Source organism: Vogesella margarita (assembly GCF_028548475.1).
Taxonomy (GTDB): domain Bacteria; phylum Pseudomonadota; class Gammaproteobacteria; order Burkholderiales; family Chromobacteriaceae; genus Vogesella; species Vogesella margarita.
This window is the reverse complement of record NZ_JAQQLE010000007.1, coordinates 163,734-186,201: the sequence shown is the minus strand read 5'-3', so window position 1 is coordinate 186,201 and position 22,468 is coordinate 163,734. Positions and strand designations below refer to the sequence as shown.

The window sequence follows — 22,468 nt, the reverse complement described above, 5'->3', positions numbered from 1 at the left end:
CGGTCAGGCCTGCGCGGTGGCGTTCAGCCTGGCGCGCAGGCGCCGGGTGACGTTCACCATCGCCTGCAGTGCGGTCTCGGTCTCCGGCCAGCCGCGCGTCTTCAGGCCGCAGTCCGGGTTCACCCACAGCCGCTCGGCCGGGATCACCTGCAGCGCCTTGAGCAGCAGCTTCTCCAGCTCGGCCTCGGTCGGAATGCGCGGGCTGTGGATGTCGTACACGCCCGGCCCGATCTCGTTCGGATACTGGAAGTGGCCGAAGTCGCGCAGCAATTCCATGTCCGAGCGCGAGGTCTCGATGGTGATCACGTCGGCGTCCAGCGCAGCGATCGCCGGCAGGATGTCGCCGAATTCCGAGTAGCACATGTGGGTGTGGATCTGCGTGCTGTCGTCGACGCCGGCGCAGGACAGGCGGAATGCTTCGCCGGCCCAGGCCAGATACGCCGCCCAGTCGCCGCGCTTGAGCGGCAGCCCCTCGCGTACCGCCGGCTCGTCGATCTGGATCACCTTGATGCCGGCGTTTTCCAGGTCCAGCACCTCGTCGTTGATCGCCAGTGCGATCTGCTTGCACACCGCGCTGCGCGGCAGGTCGTCACGCACGAAACTCCACTGCAGGATGGTCACCGGGCCGGTGAGCATGCCCTTCACCGGACGCTCCGACAGGCTTTGCGCGTACACCGCCCAGCGCACGGTCATCGGCGTCGGCCGCGCCACGTCGCCGTAGATGACGGGCGGCTTCACGCAGCGGCTGCCGTAGCTCTGCACCCAGCCGTACTCGGTGAAGGCGAAGCCGGCCAGTTGCTCGCCGAAGTATTCCACCATGTCGTTGCGCTCCGCCTCGCCGTGTACCAGCACGTCGATGTCGAGCTGCTCCTGCTTGCGGATCACCAGTTCGATCTCGGCCTTCATCGCCGCCTCGTAGCTGGCGGCGTCGAGTTCGCCACGCTTGAAGGCGGCGCGGGCGGCGCGGATTTCGCTGGTCTGCGGGAAGGAGCCGATGGTGGTGGTCGGCAGCAGCGGCAGCTTCAGCCACGCGTGTTGCAACGGTGCGCGCTGGGCGAACTGGCTGGCGCGGCGGTCGCTGCCCGCCGGCAGTGCGGCCAACCTTTGCGCGACCTCGGCACGGTGGATGCGCGGGCTGCTGCGGCGCTGCTCGCGGGCGTAGTTGCTGGCGGCCAGCTCGTTCTCGATACTGGCGCGTCCCTGTTGCAGGCCGCGCTTGAGCAGCTTCAGCTCGTTCAGCTTCTGCACCGCGAACGCCAGCCAGCTCTTGAGGTCCACGTCCAGCTTGATTTCCTGTGCCAGGTCGAACGGGCTGTGCAGCAGCGAGCAGCTCGGTGCCAGCCACAGCCTGTCGCCCAGCTGCGCGTGCAGTGCTTCGGCCTGTTGCAGCACCGCGTCGAGGTCGGCGCGCCAGATGTTGCGGCCGTCGATCACTCCGGCGGACAGGATTTTGTCTTGCGGCCAACCCTGAGTAAATGCCGCCAGCTGTTGCGGCGCGCGTACCAGGTCCAGGTGCAGGCCGGCCACCGGCAGCGCCTTCAGCCGTTCGGCATGGGCGGAGACATCACCGAAGTAGGTGGCCAGCAGCAGCTTGAGCGGGCTGGCGGCCAGCTGTTCGTAGGCGGGGGCGAAGGCCGCCAGCCACTCGGCCGGCAGGTCCAGCGCCAGGATGGGCTCGTCCAGTTGCACCCAGTCCACCTTGGCTGCGTTCAGTGCCGCGAGCAGGTCCTGATAGGTTTGCAGCAGCGCCGGCAGCAGGCTCAGGCGGTCGAAGGAGGCGCCTTTGCACTTGCCCAGCCACAGCAGCGTCAGCGGCCCGATCAGCACCGGCTTGGCCTTGATGCCCAGCGCCTGTGCCTCGGCAATCTGCGCCAGCAGCGGTGCCGGGTTGGCGGCAAAGGCGGTATCGGCGTGCCACTCCGGGACCAGGTAGTGGTAGTTGCTGTCGAACCACTTGGTCATTTCGATGGCGTGCTGGCTGCTGTTGCCGCGTGCCAGCTGGAAATACTGCGCGCTGGAAAGCTTGGCCGCATCGAAGCCGAAGCGGCGCGGAATGGCGCCGACCAGTACCTGCGCGTCGAGCACGTGGTCGTACAGCGAGAAGTCGCCGACCGGGCTGATGTCGAGGCCGGCGCCTTTTTGCAGTAGCCAGTGCTTCTGGCGCAGCTCGCGCGCGCCGGCCTGCAGCGCGGCGTCGTCGATCTCTTTTTTCCAGAACTTCTCGACCAGGAATTTCAGTTCGCGTTTGGCGCCGATGCGCGGGAAGCCGGCAAGATGAATGGTGCTCATGTTGGTGTCTTTCTTTATGAAATTTGTGCATTGATCATGCGATAATCACCAACATGAGACAAATTCATTATTTTGATACTTCACATGAGGCTGATTCATGAACCAGAGTCTGCTGGAACTACGCCACCTGAAGACGCTGCTGGCGCTGGCCGACACCGGCAGCGTGTCGCAGGCGGCGAAACGGGTGTTCCTGACGCAATCGGCGCTGTCGCACCAGATCAAGGCGCTGGAGGAGCACTACGGCCTCAGCCTGTTCGAGCGCAAGACGCAGCCGTTGCGGCTGACGCCTGCCGGTGAGCGCCTGCTGCTGCTGGCGCGCGAGGTGCAGGCCCGCATCAGTGCCGCCGAGCGTGATCTGGCGCGGCTGCGCGAGGGCGAGGCTGGCGAGCTGCGCATCGCGGTGGAGTGCCATACCTGCTTCGACTGGCTGATGCCGGCGATGGACAGCTTCCGCCAGCACTGGCCGGCGGTGGAGCTGGATATCGTGTCCGGCTTCCATACCGATCCGGTGGGGCTGCTGCTGACCGGGCGCGCCGATCTGGCGATCGTGTCGGAGGCGGAGGCGCATCCCGGCGTGGTGCACCAGCCGCTGTTTGCCTACGAGATGGTGGCCATCGCCGCCCACGATCACCCGCTGGCGGCAAAGAAGGTGTGGCACGCTGCGGACTTTGCCGCCGAGACGCTGATCAGCTACCCGGTGCCGGATGCGATGCTGGACCTGGTGCGCAAGGTGCTGAAGCCGGCCGGCATCAACCCGGCGCGGCGCACCTCGGAGCTGACCATCGCCATCATCCAGCTGGTGGCCAGCCGCCGCGGCGTGGCGGCGCTGCCGTTCTGGGCGGTGAAACCGTATCTGGAGCGCGGCTACGTCAGCGCCGCGCGCATCGGCGAGGCCGGCCTGCATAGCGAGCTGTACGCCGCGCTGCGCAACGACGACGCCAGCCTGGCCTATATGCAGGACTTCCTCGCCACGGTGCGCGAGCAGAGCTTCGCCACGCTGCCGGGGCTGAGCGTGCTGGATTGAAATGCTTGCGGCCAACCTTGTGCCAGTCGCGCAAGGTTGGCCGCAGGGTGGTACATGCTCAGCGCCGCAGCAGCGCCTTTTCCGCCTCGATCAGCAGGAAGGCGAGCACGCCGCTGGCCGCGATCAGCCCCCAGTGCGAGAGCGCCGGCGACGCGGTGCCGAACAGGGCGTGCAGCCACGGCAGGTAGCTGAATGCCAGTTGCAGCACGATCAGGATCGCCACGCACCACAGCGCGATGCGGTTGCCGCCCAGCACGCGCAGCGTCAGCGCGCTGCTGTGCTGGTGGCGGCTGTTGAACAGGTAGGCGATCTCGATCGCCACCATGCTGTTCACCGCCAGCGTGCTGGCCAGCGCCTGCGAGTGGCCGCCGTCCAGTGCCCACAGGTACAGCGCGAACGGCAACGCCACCATCAGCGCGCCGACAAAGGCCAGCCGCCACACGAACAGTGCGTCGATCAGGCCGGCCTGCGGCGGCCGCGGCGGGCGCCGCATCACGCCGTGTTCGGTCGGCTCGAAGGCGAAGGCCAGCGCCAGCGTCACCGCCGACACCATGTTCACCCACAGGATCTGCACCGGGCTGATCGGCAGCGCCACGCCGAACAGGATGGCGGCGATGATGATCAGCGCCTGGCCGACGTTGGTGGGCAGGATGAACAGGATGGCCTTTTTCAGGTTGTCGTACACGGTGCGCCCCTCGCGCACCGCCAGCGCCAGGGTGGCGAAATTGTCGTCGGTGATCACCATCTCCGCCGCCTCCTTGGCCGCCTCGGTGCCCTTGCCGCCCATGGCGACGCCGACGTCGGCCTGTTTCAGCGCCGGCGCGTCGTTGACGCCGTCGCCGGTCATGGCCACCACCTCGCCGTTCTGTTTCAGCGCCGCGATCAGGCGCAGCTTGTGTTCCGGGCTGGCACGGGCGAACACGTCGATGTCGCGTACCGCCAGCGCCAGCGCCGCGTCGTCCAGCGCGTCGATGTCGCTGCCGCTCAGTGCGCGCCGCCCGTCGCCGATGCCGAGGCGGCCGCCGATGGCGGCGGCGGTGCCGGCGTGATCGCCGGTGATCATCTTGATGCGGATGCCGGCGCTCTGGCACAGCGCCACCGCTTGTGCCGCCTCCTCGCGCGGCGGGTCGATCAGGCCGACCAGGCCGAGCAGCAACAGCTGGTCCTCGGTGTCGGCAAAGTCCAGCTCGCTGCTGCAGTGCGCCTGGCGCCGCTCGGCGATGGCCAGCACGCGGTAGCCGTCAGCGGCCAACGCTTGCGCCTGCTGCTGCCAGAATGCCGCCTCCAGGTCCGCGATGCCGTGCTCCTGCTGCTGGTGGCTGGCGCGTGCCAGCAGCACCTCGGGCGCGCCCTTGAGCAGGATCAGGCGGTGGCCGTCGTGATCGTGGTGCAGGGTGGCCATGAAGCGGTGTTCCGATTCGAACGGGATCGCGTCCTGCCGCGGCAGGCTGTGCTGCAGGCTGGCCAGCGGCAGCTGCGCCTTGTGCGCCAGCGTCAGCAGTGCGCCCTCGGTCGGGTCGCCGCTGAGCTGCCACTGGCCGGCGACGTGCTGCAGGCTGGCGTCGTTGCACAGCGCCGCGGCGCGCAGCAGCGCGTCGAGCGGCGCGTGCTGGCCGTAGTGCAGCGGCGCCTCGCCGCGGAACAGCCCGCCTTCCGGCGCGTAGCCGACGCCGCTGACACGCAGCTGGCACTCGCGGGTGACGACGCGGCCGGCAGTCATCTCGTTGCAGGTCAGGGTGCCGGTCTTGTCGGAGCAGATCACCGTCACCGCGCCCAGTGTCTCTACCGCCGGCAGCTTGCGCATGATGGCGCGCTGGCGGGCCATGCGCTCGACGCCGATGGCCAGCGTGATGGTAACGATGGCGGGCAGCCCTTCCGGGATCGCCGCCACCGCCAGCCCGACGCCGGCCATGAACATGTCTGCCCAGCTGTGGCCGCGCCAGTACACGCCCAGCAGCAGGGTGGCGCTGGCGACCAGCAGCGTGGCGCCGGTCAGCCAGCGCGCGAACTGGTCCAGCTGCCGCATCAGCGGCGTGACGTTGTCGCCGACCTGGTCGAGCATGGCGTTGATGCGCCCAAGCTCGGTGTCACGGCCGGTGGCGATCACCATCCCGCGCGCCTGGCCGTAGCTGACCAGGGTGCCGGCATAGGCCATGTTGCGGCGCTCGGCCAGCGGGGTCGCCGCCGGCAGCGCGGCAAAATCCTTGCTCACCGGCAGTGATTCGCCGGTCAGCGCCGCCTCGTCGACGCGCAGCGAGCGGCCGTCGAGCAGGCGCAGGTCGGCCGGCACCTTGTCGCCGCTTTGCAGCAGCACGATGTCGCCGGGAACCAGGGTGCTGGCGTCGATGTCGTGGCGCTCGCCGTCGCGGATCACCGTCGCCTGCAGTGCCAGCATGTTGCGGATCGCCGCCAGCGCGCTCTCGGCCCGTCCTTCCTGGAGGGTGCCGATCACCGCGTTGATCAGCACCACGCCGAAGATCACCGCGCTGTCCACGTAGTCGGCCAGCAGCAGGGTACCCAGCGCAGCGGCGAGCAGCACGTAGATCAGCAGGTTGTGGAATTGCAGCAGAAAGCGCAGCCACAGGCTCTTGGTGGCGGCCTGCGGCAGGCTGTTGCGGCCGTAGCGCTCCAGCCGCTGTGCCGCCGCCTGCCGGTTGAGGCCGTCATCGCTGCTCTGCCAGTACTGCATCACCTGGGCGCTGTCTTCGGCGTGCCAGTGCGGGTCGGGTGTTGCAGGCTTCATGGGCGGGCTATCCTTGAGTGAACTGCACGGAGTGTAGAGTGGCGCGGCCGGTGCATGGTTTCCATGCTGGGCCATGTTTTGACGGATCGCAAAGATTGCCGCAAAACTTTGCACGGGCGGCGGCGTCAATGCGATGATCTGCCCGACTGGGCATGCCGCTTGCAAATGGCATTGCCGCGCCGGCCGTGGCCGGCGTATCGAAACAAGAGGAATGCGATAATGATGAAGAATATTCTGCTGGTGCTGGACAGTGGCGACAGTGCGCTGATGGCGCGGGACTATGCGCTGCAGCTGGCCAAACAGCACCGCTGCGCGCTGACGGCGCTGGCGCTGATCGACGCCGCCCCGCTGCTGGAAGGCGAGGCGATGCCACCGGGGGCGTTTGCCTACCGCGTGGCGCGCGACGCCAGCATGGAGCAGCGCTGGCGGGAGAACGCCCGCACCCTGCTTGAAGAGGTCCGCGAGCAGGCCGGCGAACTGGACATCTCGCTGGCCAGCGTACTGGCCGAGGACGGGCATCCGGAAGACGAGCTGGCCCGGCACGCGCCGCGGCACGACCTGCTGGTGGTCTCCACCGACAGCCACCTGGGCGAGAGCGAGCGCCCGCACGACAGCCGCTGGCTGGAGAACTACCTGCTGAATCCGGCGCGGCCGATGCTGCTGTTCTCGGCCGATACCGTAGTGGCCGAACATCCGCGTTGCGTGGTGCTGGCCTACGATGGCAGCCCGTGCGCTGCGCGCGCGCTGCAGCAGTTCGTGTTCCTCGGCCTTGCGCACGACCTGCCGCGCAAGGTGGTCGCCAACCACAGCGATCCGCAGGAAGCCGAGCGTCTGGCCTGCGAGGGCGCCGCCTATCTCGCCAGTCACGGCCTGCCGGCGGAGCCGGTGGCGCTGACCGCGCGCGGCGCCAACTCGCAGACCCTGATCGCCGCCGCCGACAGCCACGGTGCCGCGCTGCTGGTGATGGGGGCCTTCGGCCACAACAGCTGGAAGGAGCGCCTGTTTGGCTCCACCACCCGCACGCTGATGAAGCACTGCCACGTGCCGCTGCTGATGTTCCACTGAGCCGACGGCGCACCCTGGATGACAATGCGGCCAACCTTGAGGTTGGCCGCATTGTTTTTGCCGATGGCGTGTTAGCTGGTCAATTGCTTGTAGAAATAGCGGGTGGCGTGCAGACGGCCATCCGGGCTTGCGGCATAGCCGGGGATGTCGCCGGCGTGCTGCCAACCCCAGCGCGGGTAGAGTTGTGCCGCCAGCGAGTCGGCATCGGTATCCAGTACCAGCAGCAGCCGGCCATCGGCTTGGGCGGCCGCCTCCGCCTGCTGCATCAGTTTCGCTGCCACCCCCTGGCCGCGAGCGTCCGGGTGCACCATCAGCTTCTGGATTTCGGCACGGTGGCGGCCATTGGCCTTGCCACAGGGTGCAAGCTGTACGCTACCGATGATGCATCCCTCGCTGATGGCCAGCCAGCAGCGCAATTCCACCCCAAGCTTGGCCGCAAGGGCCTGCCAGTAATCCTCGGCTTCGCCGTGATGGAGCGACGAAAGAAAGCCGATGGACGCGCCGCCCTGCACACAACTTAGCAGCAGCCCCGCCAGTTGTTCCGGGTCCGCTGTGTCGCCGGCCTGCCATTCACGGATGATCATTCGCCGTGTTCCAGCCCCAGTTCCTGGATCTTGCGCGTCAGCGTGTTGCGGCCCCAGCCCAGCAGGTTGGCCGCCTCCACCTTGCGCCCGCCGGTGTGGGCGAGGCCGCTCCGGATGCAGGTGCTCTCGAAGCGGGCGGTGAGGTCGTCGATGATGCCGGTCTCGCCTGCGGCCAACCTTTGCGCCACCTCACGCGCCAGCAGCATGGTCCAGTCGCCCGCAAGCGTCGGCAGTACGCCGCTGCCGTCGGCGGTGGGCTGCAGCTCGATGGCGCCGCCACTGCCGGCGACCAGCTCGGGGCGGAATTCCGGTGGCAGGTCCTGCATCTCCACCGACTGCCCCGGTGCCATCACCGTGATCCACTGGCACAGGTTTTCCAGCTGGCGCACGTTGCCGGGGAAGGTGTAGTGCTGCACCAGGGCCATTGCCGCCTCGGACAGCCGCTTCGGCTCGACGCCAAGGTTGGCCGCACTGCGCGCCAAAAAGTGGCGGACCAGCAGCGGGATGTCTTCGCTGCGCTCGCGTAGCGGCGGCAGGCGCAGGCGGATCACGTTCAGGCGGTGGAACAGATCCTCGCGGAATTTGCCCTGCTTGACGTGCTCTTCCAGATTCTGGTGGGTGGCGGCGATCACGCGCACATTGGCCTTGATCGGGGTGTGACCGCCGACGCGGTAGAAGTGGCCGTCGGACAGCACGCGCAGCAGCCGCGTCTGCAGCTCGGTCGGCATGTCGCCGATTTCGTCGAGGAACAGCGTGCCGCCTTCCGCCTCCTCGAAACGGCCGCGGCGGGTGCCCAGCGCGCCGGTGAAGGCGCCTTTCTCGTGGCCGAACAGCTCCGACTCCAGCAGGTCCTTCGGAATCGCCGCGGTGTTCAGCGCGATGAACGGCTTGTTGGCGCGCACCGAGTGGCGGTGCAGCGCCTCGGCGACGCGCTCCTTGCCGGTGCCGGATTCGCCGGTGATCAGCACGGTGACGCTGGACTGCGACAGGCGGCCGATGGCGCGGAACACGTCCTGCATCGCCGGCGCCTGGCCCAGCAGCGCGGGCATCGCCTCGGCGTCCTCGCTGGCTGCCTCGCTGCGGCGGCTCTCCGCCAGCGCGCGCTCGATAAGTGCCACCGCCTGGTCGACGTCGAAGGGCTTGGGCAGGTACTCGAAGGCGCCGCCCTGGAAGGCCGCCACCGCCGAGTCGAGGTCTGAGTGCGCGGTCATGATGATCACCGGCAGCGCCGGATGCTCCTGCTTGACCTTGCCGAGGAATTTCAGGCCGTCGGTGCCCGGCATGCGGATATCGCTGATGATCACGCTGGGGGTGGCGTCGTACAGCGCGTTGAGCGCGTCGTCCGCGCTGGAGAAGCTCTGGTAGGCGATGCCGCTGCGCGCCAGCGATTTTTCCAGTACCCAGCGGATCGCCTTGTCGTCGTCAATGATCCAGACTGCTTGCGTCATGCTTGTTCGCCTTGAAGGAGTTTTATTGGTCCGGGCCGAACGGCATCAGTACCGTAAAGCAGGTATTGCCCGGACGGGATTCGAATTCGATGGTGCCGCCGTGCTGGTGCACGAAGGTCTGCGCCAGCGTCAGGCCAAGGCCGGTGCCCTCGGCGCGGCCGGTGACTAGCGGGTAGAACACGTGGTCGCGGATGTCGTCGGGAATGCCGGGGCCGTTGTCGATGACTTGCAATTTCAGTGCCAGGTTGTGGCGCTTGCGGGCGAGGGTGACCTGGCGCGCGACGCGGGTGCGCAGGATGATCTCGCCGTTGCCCTTCATCGCCTGCACCGCGTTCTTGGCGATGTTGAGCACCACCTGGATCAGCTGCTCCTTGTCGGCGGCCAGCATCGGCAGGCTGACGTCGTAGTCGCGGCGCACCGTCAGCCCCTGTGGATATTCGGCCAGCAGGATGCTGCGTACCCGCTCCAGCACCTCGTGGATGTTGACGTCGCTGGCGACGTGGCGGCGGTGCGGCGCCAGCAGGCGGTCGACCAGGTGCTGCAGCCGCAGTGCCTCCTCGCGGATCACTTCGGTGTACTCCAGCAGCTCCGGGCGGTCGGCAATCTCGTGTTCCAGCAATTGCGCTGCGCCGCGGATGCCGCCCAGCGGGTTCTTGATCTCGTGCGCCAGGTTGCGGATCAGCTCGCGGTTGGCCTGTTGCTGCAAGAGCAGCCGCTCTTCGTTGGCGATGCGCAGCTGCTGGTCGATTGGGCGCAGCTCGACCAGCGCCAGACGTGGCGGGCTGTCGATCGGGGTCACGGTGAGGCCGATGTGCAACGGGATGTCGCCTTCCGGCACCAGCTCCAGATCGTGCTCGATATAGCTGCCGGCGTGGTCCAGCGCCATCTGTACCGCGTTCTTCAGCGCACGCGCGTCATGGAACAGCGCGTACAGCGAGTGCTTCTGCAGCTCCTTGCGGCCAACCTTGAGCAGGCTTTCGCAGGCCGGATTGGCGAACAGCAGCTGGCCGTTGCGCTCGACGATCATCACCGGCGTTTCCAGCAACTCCAGGCCGGCGTACTGCTGCGGATAGTTTTGGTAGGTCATGGCGGGCATTCCACATTGCTTGTACCGGCTTTAGCAAGAAACAAGCCCGGCAGGTGGCGGTCTGGCGACCGCAATGCGAAGTAGTTTGCCCTGTTTTGGTGCGTTCGTGTCGCTTTGGTGCTAGTTGCCGCCGCCGGCGTTGCCCAGTTCCTGTTTCAGGGCCGCGATATTGCGTTCGCGGTCGGTGACCGCATCGCGCAGGCGCTGCAGTTGAGCGGGCGGGGTGCCGGCTTTCTTGCTGGCGTCCTGCAGGTTTTGTCGCGCCTCGCCCAGCGCGCGCTGCTCGTTGTCGAGCTCGGTCTGCAGGATGCGGCGGCGTCCCTCATCGCGCTGGCGCTGGGTGCCACTGTCGACCGACGGAATGTGGGCCGGCGCGGCGGCGCTTGCCGGACGCGGGCTGCTGGCACGGGGAGGGGACGGTGCCGCCTCGTCGCTGGCCGGGGTCAGCAGCACCGCGCGCGCACCGCGCATCGGCACGTTGGTGAAGGTGACGTGGCCGTCTTTGTCGACGTGTTTGTAGATGGTGGCGGCGCTGGCCGCGGAGGCAGCGCTGCACAGCAGCAGGGAGGCAAGAAGCGGGCGCAGCATGGCGTTACCAGAGAAAAACGGACCAGCGGCGATGATAGTGAAAGTCGCGCGCCGCGTCAGCGTGGTGATACATTAAATTGCCGGTGGTGGTGGCCACGGCGTGCGGCCAACGTTGGCCGCAGTCGCGGTCGCCACAATGAAAAACCCGCAGCGCGGTGGCGCTGCGGGTTTTTGCGGCAGGTTCCGGCGCGGACCGGAACAAGCGTAGGTTTACAGCGAGTAGTACATCGCGAATTCTACCGGGTGGGTAGTCATGCGGGTCAGGTTCACTTCCTTCATCTTCAGCTCGATGTAGGCGTCGATCCACTCGTTGGAGAACACACCGCCACGGGTCAGGAACTCGCGGTCTGCGTCCAGTGCGGCCAGCGCTTCATCCAGCGACGCGCACACGGTCGGGATCAGTTTGTCTTCTTCCGGCGGCAGGTCGTACAGGTTCTTGTCGGCGGCATCGCCCGGGTGGATCTTGTTCTGGATACCGTCCAGGCCGGCCATCATCAGCGCGGCGAAGCACAGGTACGGGTTGGCCAGCGGATCCGGGAAGCGCGCCTCGATACGACGGCCTTTCGGGTTGGCCACGTGCGGGATGCGGATGGAAGCGGAACGGTTTTTGGCGGAGTAGGCCAGTTTTACCGGTGCTTCGTAGTGCGGAACCAGACGCTTGTAGGAGTTGGTGCCCGGGTTGGTGATCGCATTCAGGGCCTTGGCGTGCTTGATGATACCGCCGATGTAGTACAGGGCCATGTCGGACAGGCCTGCGTAGCCGTCACCGGCGAACAGGTTCTTGCCGTCTTTCCAGATCGACTGGTGCACGTGCATGCCGGAACCGTTGTCGCCAACGATAGGCTTAGGCATGAAGGTCGCGGTCTTGCCGTAGCTGTGGGCCACGTTGTGAACCACGTACTTCAGGATCTGGGTCCAGTCGGCACGCTGGGTCAGGGTGCTGAACTTGGTGCCGATTTCGTTCTGGCCGGCGGTTGCCACTTCGTGGTGGTGTACTTCAACCGGTACGCCCAGTTCTTCCAGCAGAAGCACCATGGCCGAACGGATGTCTTGTGAGGAGTCAACCGGCGGAACCGGGAAGTAGCCGCCCTTCACGCCCGGACGGTGACCGGTGTTGCCGCCTTCGAATTCTTCAGCGGAAGCCCAGGCCGCTTCTTCGGCCTTGATCTTCACGAAGCAGCCGGACATGTCGGTGCCCCAGGTGATGCTGTCGAAGATGAAGAATTCCGGTTCCGGACCGAAGTAGGCGGTGTCGCCGATGCCGGAGGCCTTCAGGTAGGCTTCGGCGCGCTTGGCAACCGAACGCGGGCAACGGTCGTAACCTTTGCCGTCGGCCGGATCGATCACGTCGCAGGACATGAATACGGTCGGCTCGTCGAAGAACGGGTCGATCTTGGCAGTGGCAGGGTCAGCCATCAGCAGCATGTCGGAGGCCTGGATGCCTTTCCAGCCGGCGATGGAGGAGCCGTCGAACGCGTGGCCGCTTTCGAACCAGGCATCGGCATCGTCCAGCACCACGTGAGCAGGGATGGTCACGTGTTGTTCTTTACCCATTGTGTCGGTAAAGCGCAGGTCGACAAATTTTACGTCGTTTTCGGTGATGAGCTTGACTACGTCTGCAACCGCCATGGTGATCTCCTAAATGAGCTAGCTAAGTGCATCAATCTGGATGGCACAAATTTTATGTACCGGGGTAAAAGCATGAAGCGTGCCAGCCGTGAGCGGGCATGGAAATGCCCATTCTGCCACATTTGTCGGCGCCTGCTGCGCCGCCATTGCACGACTGTGGTGCCATTATTGTGCAAAACGCACCAAGCTGGTGCTTTACGGGGCGAATGCCCGCTTTTGGACCACGCTTTTGCTGCAGGGTGCGTGATGACAGTCGCCGGACACTGCATTACTGTAACGGTCTGACCTTTATTAGCGCGTTACACAGGAGCCTCCCCATGACAGTAGAAAGCATTTTGGCAACAGCACGGTCGCGCGGCAGTGAACTGGGACTGAGCTACAGCGGCGCGCTGACGCCGCCGGAGGCATGGGCGGTGCGCCAGTCGCTGCCGCAGGCGGTGATCGTCGACGTGCGCAGCGCGGCGGAGTGGCAGTTTGTCGGCGTGGTGCCGGAGGCGGTGCGCGTCGAGCTGCGCACCTATCCCGGCATGGTGCCGAATGCCGCCTTTGTCGAGCAGCTGCAGCAGCAGGTTGGCAAGGACAGGGCGGTGCTGTTCCTGTGCCGTTCCGGCGCGCGCTCGGACGAGGCGGCAAGGTTGGCCGCAGAGGCAGGTTATGCCGAGGTTTACAATATTCTGGAAGGTTTCGAGGGCGATCGCGACGCCGAGCAGCATCGCGGCCGCGTCAATGGCTGGAAGGCGCACGGCCTGCCGTGGATTCAGGGCTGAGCCACGGCTTGCAGTTTCCGGCCTGACAAGGCAAAGTGTGTTTTTGGTCGAGCGGCTGCCACCGGCTTTGCCTTATTCCTATCCTGAAAGATGTAAATCATGACTGATCGTTACGCCGTGATCGGCAACCCCATATCGCACAGCCAGTCGCCATTCATCCATGCCGAGTTTGCCCAGGCCACCGGGCAGGACATGAATTACGAGAAGCTGTTTGCCGAGCTCGGCCAGTTCGAGCCGGTGGTGCGAGCCTTCTTCGCCAATGGTGGCAAGGGTCTCAACGTGACGCTGCCGTTCAAGGGCGACGCCTTCCGCTTTGCCGACGAGGTGACCGAGGCGGCGCGTCTGGCCGAGGCGGTCAATACCCTGACGCTGCGCGACGGCAAGATCTATGGCGACAATACTGACGGCACCGGCCTGGTGCGCGACATCGTTGACAACCTAGACGTGCCGATCACCGGCCAGCGCGTGCTGCTGCTGGGCGCCGGTGGCGCGGTGCGTGGCGTGCTGCAGCCGCTGCTGGCGCAGCAGCCGCAGGCGCTGACCATCGCCAACCGCACCGTGATCAAGGCCGAATCGCTGGCGCACCAGTTCCGCGCGCTGGGCGACATCGAGGCGGTCGGCTACGACGCACTGCAGGGTCGCCAGTTCGACATCGTCATCAACGGCACCTCGACCAGCCTGTCCAACGAGCTGCCACCGATTCCGGCCGGCATCTTCAGCGGCCGTTCGCTGGCCTACGACATGGTGTACAGCCGTGGCCTGACCCCGTTCCTGCGCCGTGCGCAGTCCGAGAATAGCGGCATGCTGGCCGACGGCCTCGGCATGCTGGTGGAGCAGGCGGCGGAGTCGTTCCGCATCTGGCGCGACATCCAGCCGGCTACGCGCAAGGTGACCAACATGCTGCGCGAGGTCCTGGCCTGAGTCATGCGCTGGTTCCTTAAGATCGGAGCGGTCGTTCTGACCGCTCTTTTTTTGTACTATTTGTGGATCTTCGGCCATATCGTCTACTGGCGGCATGCCAATCCGTCTAGCAGTTCCTTCATGGACGCGCAGCTGTCTCGGCTGCAGGAAGATAATCCCGATGCCGAGTTGCGTCATCGCTGGGTGGCCTACGACCGCATCTCCGGCAACCTGAAGCGGGCGGTGATCGCGGCCGAGGACGCCAGGTTTGTCGACCATGAGGGCTTTGACTGGGACGGCATCGAGGCCGCGTTCGAGAAAAACCTCAAGCAGGGGCGCATCGTCGCCGGCGGCTCCACCATCAGCCAGCAGCTGGCGAAGAACCTGTTCCTGTCCAGCAAGAAAACGCCGTGGCGCAAGATCGACGAGGCCTTCATTACCGTGATGCTGGAGGCGGTGCTCGACAAGCGCCGCATCCTGGAAATCTACCTCAACGTGATCGAGTGGGGCGACGGCGTGTTCGGTGCCGAGGCCGCCGCGCGTCACTACTACCGCACCTCCGCCGCCCGGCTGTCGGGCGGCCAGGCGGCCAAGCTGGCCGCGATGGTGCCCAATCCGCGCTACTACGATACTCACCGCAATGCGCCGGGTCTGGCCCGCAAGACCCGCATCATCCAGCGCCGCATGGCGCAGGTGCTGGCACCCTGATGTGTGACAGCCGGCCGCCGCGGTGGCTGGCTGTCACATTCGCATGCTACAATTTCGGCTTCTTTCGTGATCGCTGCGATACGCGCAGCTGAAACGCATGGACTTACCCAGTTATCTCATAACCACCACTACCTTTTTGGCTAGTCAATAACCCCGCCTGTCACCGGATTGCACTCACTCCGCCACAGGCGGCAGGAGACGTGCATGACGGTTATCGACAAAAAACAACCAACCGATCGTCTGCAGGATAACCTCAGCCAAGTGCAGCGCCTCATCGAGCGCCAGCGACTGGTCGAGGACCTCGTACATCGCCAGGACATGCCCAAGCATGATCTGGTGGAATCGCTCGTCCACAAGCAGAACCTGGTCGAGCTCGAGCACAAGCTCGAATCGCTGCACCCGGCGGATATCGCCTACATCCTCGAAGCCCTGCCGCTGGACGACCGCCTGCTGGTGTGGGATCTGGTCGACAGCGAGGATGAAGGCGAAATCCTGCTGGAGGTGTCCGACGCGGTACGCGAATCGCTGATCGAGTCGATGGAGCAGCACGAGCTGGTGGCCGCCGCCGAACAGCTTGACGCCGACGACCTTGCCGACCTCGCACCGGACTTGCCGCGCCAGGTGGTGTACGAGGTGATGGGCGGCCTCGACGAAGAAGAGCGCCAGCAGCTGCAATCGGCACTATCCTATGAAGAGGGACAGGTCGGCGCGCTGATGGACTACGAGCTGGTCAAGATCCGCCCGGATGTCAGCTGCGAAGTGGTGCTGCGCTACCTGCGCCGTTTCGACGAATTGCCGAGCCAGACCGACAAGATCTTCGTGGTCGACGAAGACGGCGTGCTCAAGGGTGTGTTGCCGGTGCGCCGCCTGCTGGTGAGCGATCCGGAGCGGCTGGTGGAGGAGGTGATGGCGACCGAGGTGGTCAGCTTCCATCCCGACGAGGACGCCGCCGATGCCGCGCTGGCGTTCGAGCGCTACGACCTGGTGACCGCGCCGGTGGTCGACGAGCACGGTGTGCTGATCGGCCGCCTGACTGTCGACGAAATGGTGGACGTGATCCGCGAGGAGTCGGAAACCGAGGCGCTGAACCTCGCTGGCCTGAAGGAAGAGGAAGACCTGTTTGCCCCGGTGATCGACTCGGTGAAAAACCGCTGGTCGTGGCTGGCGATCAACTTGTGCACTGCCTTCGTTGCCAGCCGCGTGATCGGTGCCTTCGAGGGCTCGATCGAGAAGCTGGTGGCGCTGGCGGCACTGATGCCCATCGTGGCCGGCATCGGCGGCAACTCCGGCAACCAGACCATCACCATGATCGTGCGCGCGCTGGCGATGGGCCAGTTGCAGCCGGGGCAGGCGCAGCGCCTGTGGCGCAAGGAGCTTGGCGTCAGCGTGATCAACGGCCTGGTGTGGGGGGGCATGCTCGGCCTGCTGGCCTGGCTGATGTACGGCAACTTCTCGCTGGGACTGGTGATGCTGGCGGCCACCACCCTCAACCTGATGCTGGCGGCGACCATGGGGGTGCTGATCCCGACCATGATGGAGCGTTTCGGCAAGGATCCGGCGGTCGGCTCCAGTGTGCTGATCACCGCCTGTACCGATTCCGGCGGTTTCTTCATTTTTCTCGGCCTCGCCAGCCTGTTCCTGCTCTAGACGATGATGATGATGATCAACGAGGCCCTGCGCCATTTCGAACTGCCCCGCCTGGAGGCGAGGATGTTGCTGTCGGCGGTGACTGGTTTCAGCCACGCCGAGCTGGTGTCGTTCGCAACCGACGAGTTGACCGAGCAGCAATGGCTGGTGTTTGCCACTCTGGCGCAGCGACGGCTGGCCGGCGAGCCGGTAGCCTACTTGCTGGGCGAGCGCGAGTTCTACGGTCGTCCGTTCCGCGTTAGCCCGGCGGTGCTGATTCCGCGTCCGGAAACCGAGCACCTGGTCGAGGCGACGCTGGACAAGGTTGGCCGCAACCGTCGCGCGCGGGTGGTTGATCTCGGTACCGGCAGTGGTGCCATCGCGGTGACGCTGGCACTGGAAGCACCGCAGTGGCAAGTCAGTGCCGTGGACCTGTCCGCGGAGGCGCTGGCGGTGGCGCAGCAGAATGCGGCCAACCTTGGCGCCACGGTCGGTTTTCATCTGGGCAGCTGGTTCACGCCGCTGCCGGCCGGTGAGGTATTCGATGCCATCGTCAGCAATCCGCCGTATATCGACGCGACGGACCACCATCTGGACGAGGGCGACGTCCGCTTCGAGCCGCGCATGGCGCTGACCGACGGCAACGACGGCCTGGATTGCCTGCGCGAGATCGCGGCGCAGGCACCGGCAAGGTTGGCCGCCGGCGGCTGGCTGCTGGTGGAGCATGGCTACGACCAGGGCGCGGCCTGTCGCGCACTGTTTGGCGCGGCCGGGCTGCAGCAGGTGGCCACACTGCAGGATCTGGCCGGCAATGACCGGGTGACGCTGGGCTGTCGCGCGTGAGTCGTGGCTTTGTCGCCGCGTGCGCACTGCTGGCGCTGTTGCTGCTGCTGAGTGGCGGCAACCAGACGCTGTTCTTGCAGTTGCACCACGCCGGCGCAGTGTTGCCGCCGGTCATGTGGCGCCTGCTCAGCATGTTCGGCGAGTGGTCGCTGGTGATCGCCGCCTTGCTGCTGTTGGCGCAGCGTCGTCCTTCGCTATTCCCGTCGCTGGTCGCTGCGGTGCTGCTTGGCATCGCCAGCGCCATCCTGCTCAAGGCGGCATTCGCGGTGCCGCGTCCGTTTCTGGTGTTGCCGGCGGGCAGCGTGCGCTTGCTGGATGTGCTGCCGGCCAACGGCGCCTTTCCCTCTGGCCACGCCATTGCCGGTGCGCTGCTGGCCGGGGTGCTGGCACAGGGGCGGCGCTGGTGGTGGCAGGCCGGATTGATGGGGCTGGTGCTGCTGGTGTGCTGGTCGCGTATCGCCATCGGTGTGCACTGGCCGCTGGATGTGCTGGTCGGCGCCGCACTGGGCTGGGCTATCGCGTGGGGGGGCTTGCGTCGGCAGTGGCCGGGCTGGCCGCCGGCGTGGACACCGGGGCTGTTGCGCGCGCTGGCGCTGGTGCTGCTGCTGTATAGTGGCTGGAAACTGTGGCGCTCACCGCCGAACGAGGCCTATGTACTGTTCAACCTGCTGACATTGCTGGCCGCGTTGCAGCTGTTGCGGCCAAAGAAAAACGGGGCCTGAGCCCCGTTTTGTCGTGCCGGTCGGCAGCGGCTTAGTGGTGGTGACCGTGTTCGCCGTGGGCGTGACCGTGGGTCACTTCTTCTTCCGAAGCCGGGCGCACTTCGGCCACGGTGGCCACGAAGCGGATGGTCAGGCCGGCCAGCGGGTGGTTGCCGTCCAGGACTGCCTTGCCGTCGGCCACGTCGGTGACGCGGAACAGGATCACGTCGCCGGTTTCCGGATCGTCGGCTTCGAACATCATGCCGACTTCGACTTCTTCCGGCAGCACGTCCAGCGGCTCGACACGAACCAGCTCTTCTTCCGGTTCGCCAAACGCGTCGTCAGGAGTCATGGTGACGGTGATGGATTCGCCCACGTTCTTGCCGTGCAGCGCCTCTTCCACCATCGGGAAAATGCCATCGTAGCCGCCATGCAGGTAGGCGATCGGCTCTTCCGTCTTGTCGAGCAGGTTGTTGTCAGCGTCGTACATTTCGTAGTGGATGGTGACAACGGAGTTTTTGACGATTTGCATGTGGCGGTACCGTAAAGATAAAGAATGATAACGATGTTTGACCCAGCACCGGGCGCTGCCGGCATGAAGGGTCATAATCGGCATCCCCTATTGTAAACCATTGCCAGATGGCACAACGAGATTCTGACATGAAAGCGATTGATCTGTTGGGCGGCATGACCGCCGAAACCTTTTTGCAGGACTACTGGCACAAGAAGCCGCTGCTGATCCGTGGCGCGCTGACCGATGTCGGCGCACCGGTCGATCTGGCGTGGCTGACCGAGCTGTCGCGCAGCGAGGATGTCGAGTCGCGGCTGATCGAGTTCAAGCAGGGCAAGTGGTCGCTGGAGCGCGGACCGTTCCGCCCCGGCCGCCTGCGCCGCCTGCCGGAAAGCGACTGGACCATCCTGGTACAGAACGTCAACCATCACCTGCCGCATATTGCCGACATCCTGTGGCGTTTCGATTTCATGCCTTATGCGCGGCTGGATGACCTGATGATCAGCTATGCCCCGCCAGGTGGCACCGTCGGCCCGCACTTCGATTCCTACGACGTGTTCCTGCTGCAGGTCGGCGGCAGCAAGCGCTGGCAGATCTCCTCGCAGCAAGACGAGGCCTTTGTCGAGGATGCGCCGATCAAGGTATTGAAGGACTTCCGCATGGAAGAGGAGTTCGTGCTGGAGCACGGCGACATGCTGTACCTGCCACCACGCTACGCCCACTACGGTGTGGCGCTGGAGCCGGGCATGACTTATTCGATCGGCTTCAGGGCGCCGTCTGCCCAGGAGCTGGCGACCGAATTCCTGGTTTATCTGCAGGACAGAATTTGTATCGAGGGCAGATATGCGGACCCCGACCTGTGTCCGCCGCAGGAGCCGGCGCGGCTGGACGACAGCATGGTCAACCAGGTTGGCCGCATCCTGTCGCAGATCAGTTGGGATCGCCACACGGTGACCGATTTTCTCGGCCATTACCTGACGGAGCCGAAGCCACACGTGTTCTACGAGGCGCGGGATGAGGAGCTGGACGAGGACGAGTTTGTTGCGGCGGTGACCACGGCAGGGGTGGTGCTGGATCTGAAAACACTGATTCTTTACGCAAATGACATGCTGTACTGCAACGGAGAAGCGCTGTCGGTCGCAGGGGGGGATGTCGCGGCCTGGCAACAGTTGGCCAACCGTCGCCGTTTATCTCCGTCGCAGCTATCGCCGACAATGATGCCTTTATTATTAGAGGGTTATCTCGCCGGATGGTGGCAGCCAGCCGGTTCGGAGTGAAAAAGGACATTGTCGACAATGTTGCGGACGGGGGGCTTGGTGCGTATATTGTTTTGACTCTAAATTGTTCTGTTGTTGCATTGCCGCAGAACCATGTCGGATATTCGCAATAAATTATTGTTTACCCCCTTTTCAGCAAATTTTTTCATGCTACAATTCGCGCACTGATTAAATTTGCACTACTTCCTCATCACACTTTTCTTGCTTGAGAAAGTAGTTGTTTAAACGTCTTGTTCAACACTCGCTTTCAAAGGTATTTACAAATGAAACAGTCGCTCCTCGTTGCTGCTCTGCTGGCCGTTGCTCTGTCCGCTTGCGGCAAAAAAGAAGAAGCTCCGGTTGAAGCTTCCGCTCCTGCTGTTGAAGCTTCCGCTCCTGAAGCTGTTGAGGCATCCGCTCCTGCAGTTGACGCTTCCGCTGCTGACGCTTCCGCTCCAGCTGCTTCCGCTGCTCAGTAATTCCTGAGTTGGCAAGAAAAACCGGCGCAAGCGCCGGTTTTTTTACGTCTGTCGCCACTGCCTGATGGCTGGTGAACATGAAAAAAGCCCGCGATCGCGGGCTTTTTGCTTGCCGGGTGAGGCTTACTGCAGTTCGTTGAGCAGTTTCTGCTGTAGTGTCTGCAGTTGCTTGGCCGACAGCGGGGTGCCCTGGCTGTTGCGGATCGAGATCCGGGTCTGTTCCGGGTCGGTTGGCTTCAACTCGATGCGCAACTGTTCGCGCACGGAATCGGCCGCCTTTTCCTTGTCCTGCCAGAAAGCCAGCGAAGACCAGATGCCACCGCTGTTTTTCTCGGTCGCCTTCAGGGCTTCATCCTGCACCGGGCTGACAAAGTAGACACCCATTGAGCGGTCGCGGTCGACGATGGCGAGGCCCTGGCGTTCCAGCGCCAGGCCGACGCGGCGCCAGCTGCGCTCGAAACTGTCGGCAAGAATGATGTCGCCGCCTTCGCTGCGAACCTTGCTGCTGGCAGCCGGATTGGCGGCGGCTTCCAGCTTGCGGGCATTTTGCGCGACGGTTGCCTCATCCACGCCGAGGCGGACCAGGAAGCGCGACAGGAACACGGCTTCCAGTTCCGGATCGGCCGGACGCGGCTGCCAGCGGGTGGCATCCTTCGCTTCGTTGATGTAGATCTCGTACATGCCGCGATGGGTAAAGAACACGTCGGTGCCGGTGGCGGACTGTTCGACGCGGATACGGAAGCGGTCACGCTCCGGAGTGGACAGTACCGAGCCCAAGCCGATGTTTTCCAGCAGGTTGCGCACCGGGTCGCGGCCCAGCTTGGCGCGGTTTTCCGCCCAGTCGGTTTCCATCAGGCCGACGTCCGGTTCCTCGGTCTGGATCACGAAGCCGTTATCCTGCCAGAAGGCTTTCAGCAGCGGCCAGAGTTGTGCCGGGTTCTTGCCTTCCACGCTGATCCAGCGCTGGCTGCCGGCGCGTTCGATCTGCGCCTTGGCTTTCTGGTCGGCGCTGACCACCGCGTTGGCCGCAACCTTGTTGTTGAGGGCAATCTCCGCAGGAGCGGTGCTGCTGCCGTTGCTGTTGACCACCGGCAGCGGATAACGGTCTTGCTGTTGTGGTGCGCTCAGGTCCGGCGGAACTTCCAGCGAGCGCTTGGCTGCCGGGGCATCGGACTTGTAGGCAATGGCGCTATCCGGGCCGCTGCTGGCGCAGCCGGAGATCAGCGCCGAGGAGACGACACCGGTGAGCAGGGCTTTTTTCATCATGGCATTCACGGCTTACAGCACCTCGGCTTGTTGCATCGCTTGTTCGACGAGTGGCGCGCTGGCTGCGGTGAGCGGCGTCAGCGGCAGGCGCAGACCGGCCGGCATCAGGCCGAGACGGTGCATTGCCCATTTTGCCGGGATCGGGTTTGGCTCGGCGAACAGGAACTTGTGCAGGCCTTGCAGCTTGTCATTGATGCGGCGCGCTTCGGCGGCGTTGCCGGCAATGGCGGCCTGGCACATGGCACTCATCAGCTTGGGCGCGACGTTGGAGGTGACCGAGATCACGCCATGGCCGCCGCACAGCATGAAGGCCATGCCGGTCGGATCGTCGCCGGAGTAGAGGCCGAAGCCTTGCGGCACGCGCTTGATCAGATCGCAGGCGCGGCCGATGTCGCCGGTGGCGTCCTTCAAACCGACGATGTTGTCGATTTCGCTCAGGCGCAGCACGGTGTCGTTGCCCATGTCGGCGACGGTACGGCCCGGCACGTTGTACAGGATGACCGGCAGTTCCACCGCTTCGGCGATCTTGCTGAAGTGCTGGTAGATGCCTTCCTGGGTCGGTTTGTTGTAGTAGGGCACGACCGACAGCGAATGGCTGGCGCCGGCCTGCTTGGCGAGGGCGGCCAGTTCGATGGCCTCACTGGTGGAGTTGCCACCCGTGCCGGCGATGACGGTAATGCGGCCGGCGGCGTGTTGTGCCACGGCCGCCACGACCTTGATATGTTCTTCCACACCCAGGGTGGCGGATTCGCCAGTGGTACCCACGGCCACGATGCCGTCGGTACCGTTATCGATGTGGAAATCTACGAGACGTTTCAGCGATTCAAAATCGACCTGGCCGTCCTCGAACATCGGGGTGACCAGCGCAACGAGGCTACCGGTAAGCATAAGATCTGCCTATTCTGGTTAAGGGTTTAAATGGTGTTCGATTGTAGCGGAATTCCGGAGCAGCTG

The 22,468-nt window shown here is 64.9% G+C and carries 20 protein-coding genes; 9 read left to right on the top strand and 11 right to left on the bottom strand.

Translation table 11 applies throughout. The annotated features are described in order from the left end of the window. Nucleotides 1-3: 3 nt before the first annotated feature. Nucleotides 4-2,289: a 5-methyltetrahydropteroyltriglutamate--homocysteine S-methyltransferase gene (gene metE / locus PQU96_RS09560; RefSeq protein WP_272772109.1), complete on the bottom strand. Its 2,286-nt coding sequence runs from the start codon at nucleotides 2,287-2,289 to the stop codon at nucleotides 4-6. A 97-nt stretch (nucleotides 2,290-2,386) separates the two neighbouring features. On the opposite strand from metE, the gene PQU96_RS09555 reads away from it, so the two are divergent. Then, the gene (locus PQU96_RS09555; protein WP_272772108.1) at nucleotides 2,387-3,313 is read left to right on the top strand and encodes a LysR family transcriptional regulator; all 927 of its coding nucleotides are present in this window, start codon (nucleotides 2,387-2,389) and stop codon (nucleotides 3,311-3,313) included. A gap of 58 nt (nucleotides 3,314-3,371) precedes the next feature. Here the strand turns inward: PQU96_RS09555 and PQU96_RS09550 are convergent, their stop codons facing one another. Then, nucleotides 3,372-6,056 carry an HAD-IC family P-type ATPase gene (locus PQU96_RS09550; RefSeq protein WP_272772107.1) on the bottom strand — a complete coding sequence of 895 codons (2,685 nt, stop codon included), beginning with the start codon at nucleotides 6,054-6,056 and terminating at the stop codon, nucleotides 3,372-3,374. 219 nt (nucleotides 6,057-6,275) lie between these two features. Between PQU96_RS09550 and PQU96_RS09545 the strand changes: the two genes are divergently transcribed. Then, nucleotides 6,276-7,121, top strand: coding sequence for a universal stress protein (locus PQU96_RS09545; protein ID WP_272772106.1), 846 nt, complete (start codon nucleotides 6,276-6,278; stop codon nucleotides 7,119-7,121). Nucleotides 7,122-7,192: 71 nt separating this feature from the next. Here PQU96_RS09545 and PQU96_RS09540 read toward each other — a convergent pair whose 3' ends face one another. From PQU96_RS09540 to glnA, 5 genes are all read right to left on the bottom strand, one after another. After that, on the bottom strand, nucleotides 7,193-7,705 hold the full coding sequence (locus PQU96_RS09540) for a GNAT family N-acetyltransferase (RefSeq protein WP_272772105.1): 513 nt from the start codon (nucleotides 7,703-7,705) through the stop codon (nucleotides 7,193-7,195). Beyond that, a complete protein-coding gene (gene ntrC / locus PQU96_RS09535; protein ID WP_272772104.1) occupies nucleotides 7,702-9,153 on the bottom strand; it encodes a nitrogen regulation protein NR(I) in 1,452 nt (483 codons plus the stop codon). Before ntrC ends, PQU96_RS09540 begins: the two co-directional genes overlap by 4 nt. Before the next feature lie 22 nt (nucleotides 9,154-9,175). After that, nucleotides 9,176-10,240, bottom strand: a complete 1,065-nt coding sequence (gene glnL, locus PQU96_RS09530; RefSeq protein ID WP_272772103.1) for a nitrogen regulation protein NR(II) — start codon at nucleotides 10,238-10,240, stop codon at nucleotides 9,176-9,178. 120 nt (nucleotides 10,241-10,360) lie between these two features. Further along, complete coding sequence (locus PQU96_RS09525; RefSeq protein WP_272772101.1) at nucleotides 10,361-10,828, bottom strand: DUF4124 domain-containing protein; 468 nt, start codon at nucleotides 10,826-10,828, stop codon at nucleotides 10,361-10,363. Nucleotides 10,829-11,038: 210 nt separating this feature from the next. Further along, nucleotides 11,039-12,457 (bottom strand): type I glutamate--ammonia ligase, encoded by a 1,419-nt coding sequence (glnA, locus tag PQU96_RS09520; protein ID WP_272772100.1) that lies wholly within the window; start codon nucleotides 12,455-12,457, stop codon nucleotides 11,039-11,041. 317 nt (nucleotides 12,458-12,774) lie between these two features. On the opposite strand from glnA, the gene PQU96_RS09515 reads away from it, so the two are divergent. The 6 genes from PQU96_RS09515 (at nucleotide 12,775) to PQU96_RS09490 (ending at nucleotide 18,023) form a co-directional block, all read left to right on the top strand. Further along, nucleotides 12,775-13,224 (top strand): rhodanese-like domain-containing protein, encoded by a 450-nt coding sequence (locus tag PQU96_RS09515; protein WP_272772099.1) that lies wholly within the window; start codon nucleotides 12,775-12,777, stop codon nucleotides 13,222-13,224. 99 nt (nucleotides 13,225-13,323) lie between these two features. Continuing rightward, nucleotides 13,324-14,145 (top strand): shikimate dehydrogenase, encoded by an 822-nt coding sequence (gene aroE / locus PQU96_RS09510; protein WP_272772098.1) that lies wholly within the window; start codon nucleotides 13,324-13,326, stop codon nucleotides 14,143-14,145. Between the two features lie 3 nt (nucleotides 14,146-14,148). Further along, nucleotides 14,149-14,832, top strand: a complete 684-nt coding sequence (gene mtgA, locus PQU96_RS09505; protein WP_272772097.1) for a monofunctional biosynthetic peptidoglycan transglycosylase — start codon at nucleotides 14,149-14,151, stop codon at nucleotides 14,830-14,832. A 204-nt stretch (nucleotides 14,833-15,036) separates the two neighbouring features. Beyond that, the gene (mgtE, locus tag PQU96_RS09500) at nucleotides 15,037-16,479 is read left to right on the top strand and encodes a magnesium transporter (RefSeq protein WP_272772096.1); all 1,443 of its coding nucleotides are present in this window, start codon (nucleotides 15,037-15,039) and stop codon (nucleotides 16,477-16,479) included. A 9-nt stretch (nucleotides 16,480-16,488) separates the two neighbouring features. Then, nucleotides 16,489-17,301, top strand: a complete 813-nt coding sequence (gene prmC / locus PQU96_RS09495) for a peptide chain release factor N(5)-glutamine methyltransferase (protein WP_272772122.1) — start codon at nucleotides 16,489-16,491, stop codon at nucleotides 17,299-17,301. Beyond that, complete coding sequence (locus tag PQU96_RS09490; RefSeq protein ID WP_272772094.1) at nucleotides 17,298-18,023, top strand: phosphatase PAP2 family protein; 726 nt, start codon at nucleotides 17,298-17,300, stop codon at nucleotides 18,021-18,023. The genes prmC and PQU96_RS09490 overlap by 4 nt, the downstream gene beginning before the upstream one ends. A gap of 31 nt (nucleotides 18,024-18,054) precedes the next feature. On the opposite strand, the gene PQU96_RS09485 is transcribed toward PQU96_RS09490, so the two are convergent. Further along, complete coding sequence (locus PQU96_RS09485) at nucleotides 18,055-18,534, bottom strand: FKBP-type peptidyl-prolyl cis-trans isomerase (RefSeq protein ID WP_272772093.1); 480 nt, start codon at nucleotides 18,532-18,534, stop codon at nucleotides 18,055-18,057. A gap of 128 nt (nucleotides 18,535-18,662) precedes the next feature. Between PQU96_RS09485 and PQU96_RS09480 the strand changes: the two genes are divergently transcribed. Next, nucleotides 18,663-19,790 carry a ribosomal protein uL16 3-hydroxylase gene (locus PQU96_RS09480; protein ID WP_272772092.1) on the top strand — a complete coding sequence of 376 codons (1,128 nt, stop codon included), beginning with the start codon at nucleotides 18,663-18,665 and terminating at the stop codon, nucleotides 19,788-19,790. A 234-nt stretch (nucleotides 19,791-20,024) separates the two neighbouring features. Here PQU96_RS09480 and PQU96_RS09475 read toward each other — a convergent pair whose 3' ends face one another. The 3 genes from PQU96_RS09475 to dapA are packed head-to-tail and all read right to left on the bottom strand — an operon-like array spanning nucleotide 20,025 to nucleotide 22,402. After that, nucleotides 20,025-20,327, bottom strand: a complete 303-nt coding sequence (locus PQU96_RS09475; protein WP_272772090.1) for a hypothetical protein — start codon at nucleotides 20,325-20,327, stop codon at nucleotides 20,025-20,027. A gap of 44 nt (nucleotides 20,328-20,371) precedes the next feature. Next, on the bottom strand, nucleotides 20,372-21,514 hold the full coding sequence (gene bamC, locus PQU96_RS09470) for an NlpB/DapX family lipoprotein (protein WP_272772089.1): 1,143 nt from the start codon (nucleotides 21,512-21,514) through the stop codon (nucleotides 20,372-20,374). A 12-nt stretch (nucleotides 21,515-21,526) separates the two neighbouring features. Further along, on the bottom strand, nucleotides 21,527-22,402 hold the full coding sequence (gene dapA, locus PQU96_RS09465; RefSeq protein WP_272772088.1) for a 4-hydroxy-tetrahydrodipicolinate synthase: 876 nt from the start codon (nucleotides 22,400-22,402) through the stop codon (nucleotides 21,527-21,529). Nucleotides 22,403-22,468 lie beyond the last annotated feature (66 nt).

Bases quoted from the DNA above. Each gene is read 5' to 3' on its own strand.
- aroE (WP_272772098.1), top strand. From the start codon at position 13,324: ATGACTGATCGTTACGCCGTGATCGGCAACCCCATATCGCACAGCCAG.
- dapA (WP_272772088.1), bottom strand. From the start codon at position 22,402: ATGCTTACCGGTAGCCTCGTTGCGCTGGTCACCCCGATGTTCGAGGAC.
- PQU96_RS09525 (WP_272772101.1), bottom strand. From the start codon at position 10,828: ATGCTGCGCCCGCTTCTTGCCTCCCTGCTGCTGTGCAGCGCTGCCTCC.
- PQU96_RS09545 (WP_272772106.1), top strand. From the start codon at position 6,276: ATGATGAAGAATATTCTGCTGGTGCTGGACAGTGGCGACAGTGCGCTG.
- prmC (WP_272772122.1), top strand. From the start codon at position 16,489: ATGATGATCAACGAGGCCCTGCGCCATTTCGAACTGCCCCGCCTGGAG.
- PQU96_RS09480 (WP_272772092.1), top strand. From the start codon at position 18,663: ATGAAAGCGATTGATCTGTTGGGCGGCATGACCGCCGAAACCTTTTTG.
- metE (WP_272772109.1), bottom strand. From the start codon at position 2,289: ATGAGCACCATTCATCTTGCCGGCTTCCCGCGCATCGGCGCCAAACGC.
- mgtE (WP_272772096.1), top strand. From the start codon at position 15,037: ATGACGGTTATCGACAAAAAACAACCAACCGATCGTCTGCAGGATAAC.
- glnA (WP_272772100.1), bottom strand. From the start codon at position 12,457: ATGGCGGTTGCAGACGTAGTCAAGCTCATCACCGAAAACGACGTAAAA.
- PQU96_RS09550 (WP_272772107.1), bottom strand. From the start codon at position 6,056: ATGAAGCCTGCAACACCCGACCCGCACTGGCACGCCGAAGACAGCGCC.
- PQU96_RS09475 (WP_272772090.1), bottom strand. From the start codon at position 20,327: ATGTTCACCAGCCATCAGGCAGTGGCGACAGACGTAAAAAAACCGGCG.
- bamC (WP_272772089.1), bottom strand. From the start codon at position 21,514: ATGATGAAAAAAGCCCTGCTCACCGGTGTCGTCTCCTCGGCGCTGATC.
- PQU96_RS09485 (WP_272772093.1), bottom strand. From the start codon at position 18,534: ATGCAAATCGTCAAAAACTCCGTTGTCACCATCCACTACGAAATGTAC.
- PQU96_RS09540 (WP_272772105.1), bottom strand. From the start codon at position 7,705: ATGATCATCCGTGAATGGCAGGCCGGCGACACAGCGGACCCGGAACAA.
- glnL (WP_272772103.1), bottom strand. From the start codon at position 10,240: ATGACCTACCAAAACTATCCGCAGCAGTACGCCGGCCTGGAGTTGCTG.
- PQU96_RS09515 (WP_272772099.1), top strand. From the start codon at position 12,775: ATGACAGTAGAAAGCATTTTGGCAACAGCACGGTCGCGCGGCAGTGAA.
- ntrC (WP_272772104.1), bottom strand. From the start codon at position 9,153: ATGACGCAAGCAGTCTGGATCATTGACGACGACAAGGCGATCCGCTGG.
- mtgA (WP_272772097.1), top strand. From the start codon at position 14,149: ATGCGCTGGTTCCTTAAGATCGGAGCGGTCGTTCTGACCGCTCTTTTT.
- PQU96_RS09555 (WP_272772108.1), top strand. From the start codon at position 2,387: ATGAACCAGAGTCTGCTGGAACTACGCCACCTGAAGACGCTGCTGGCG.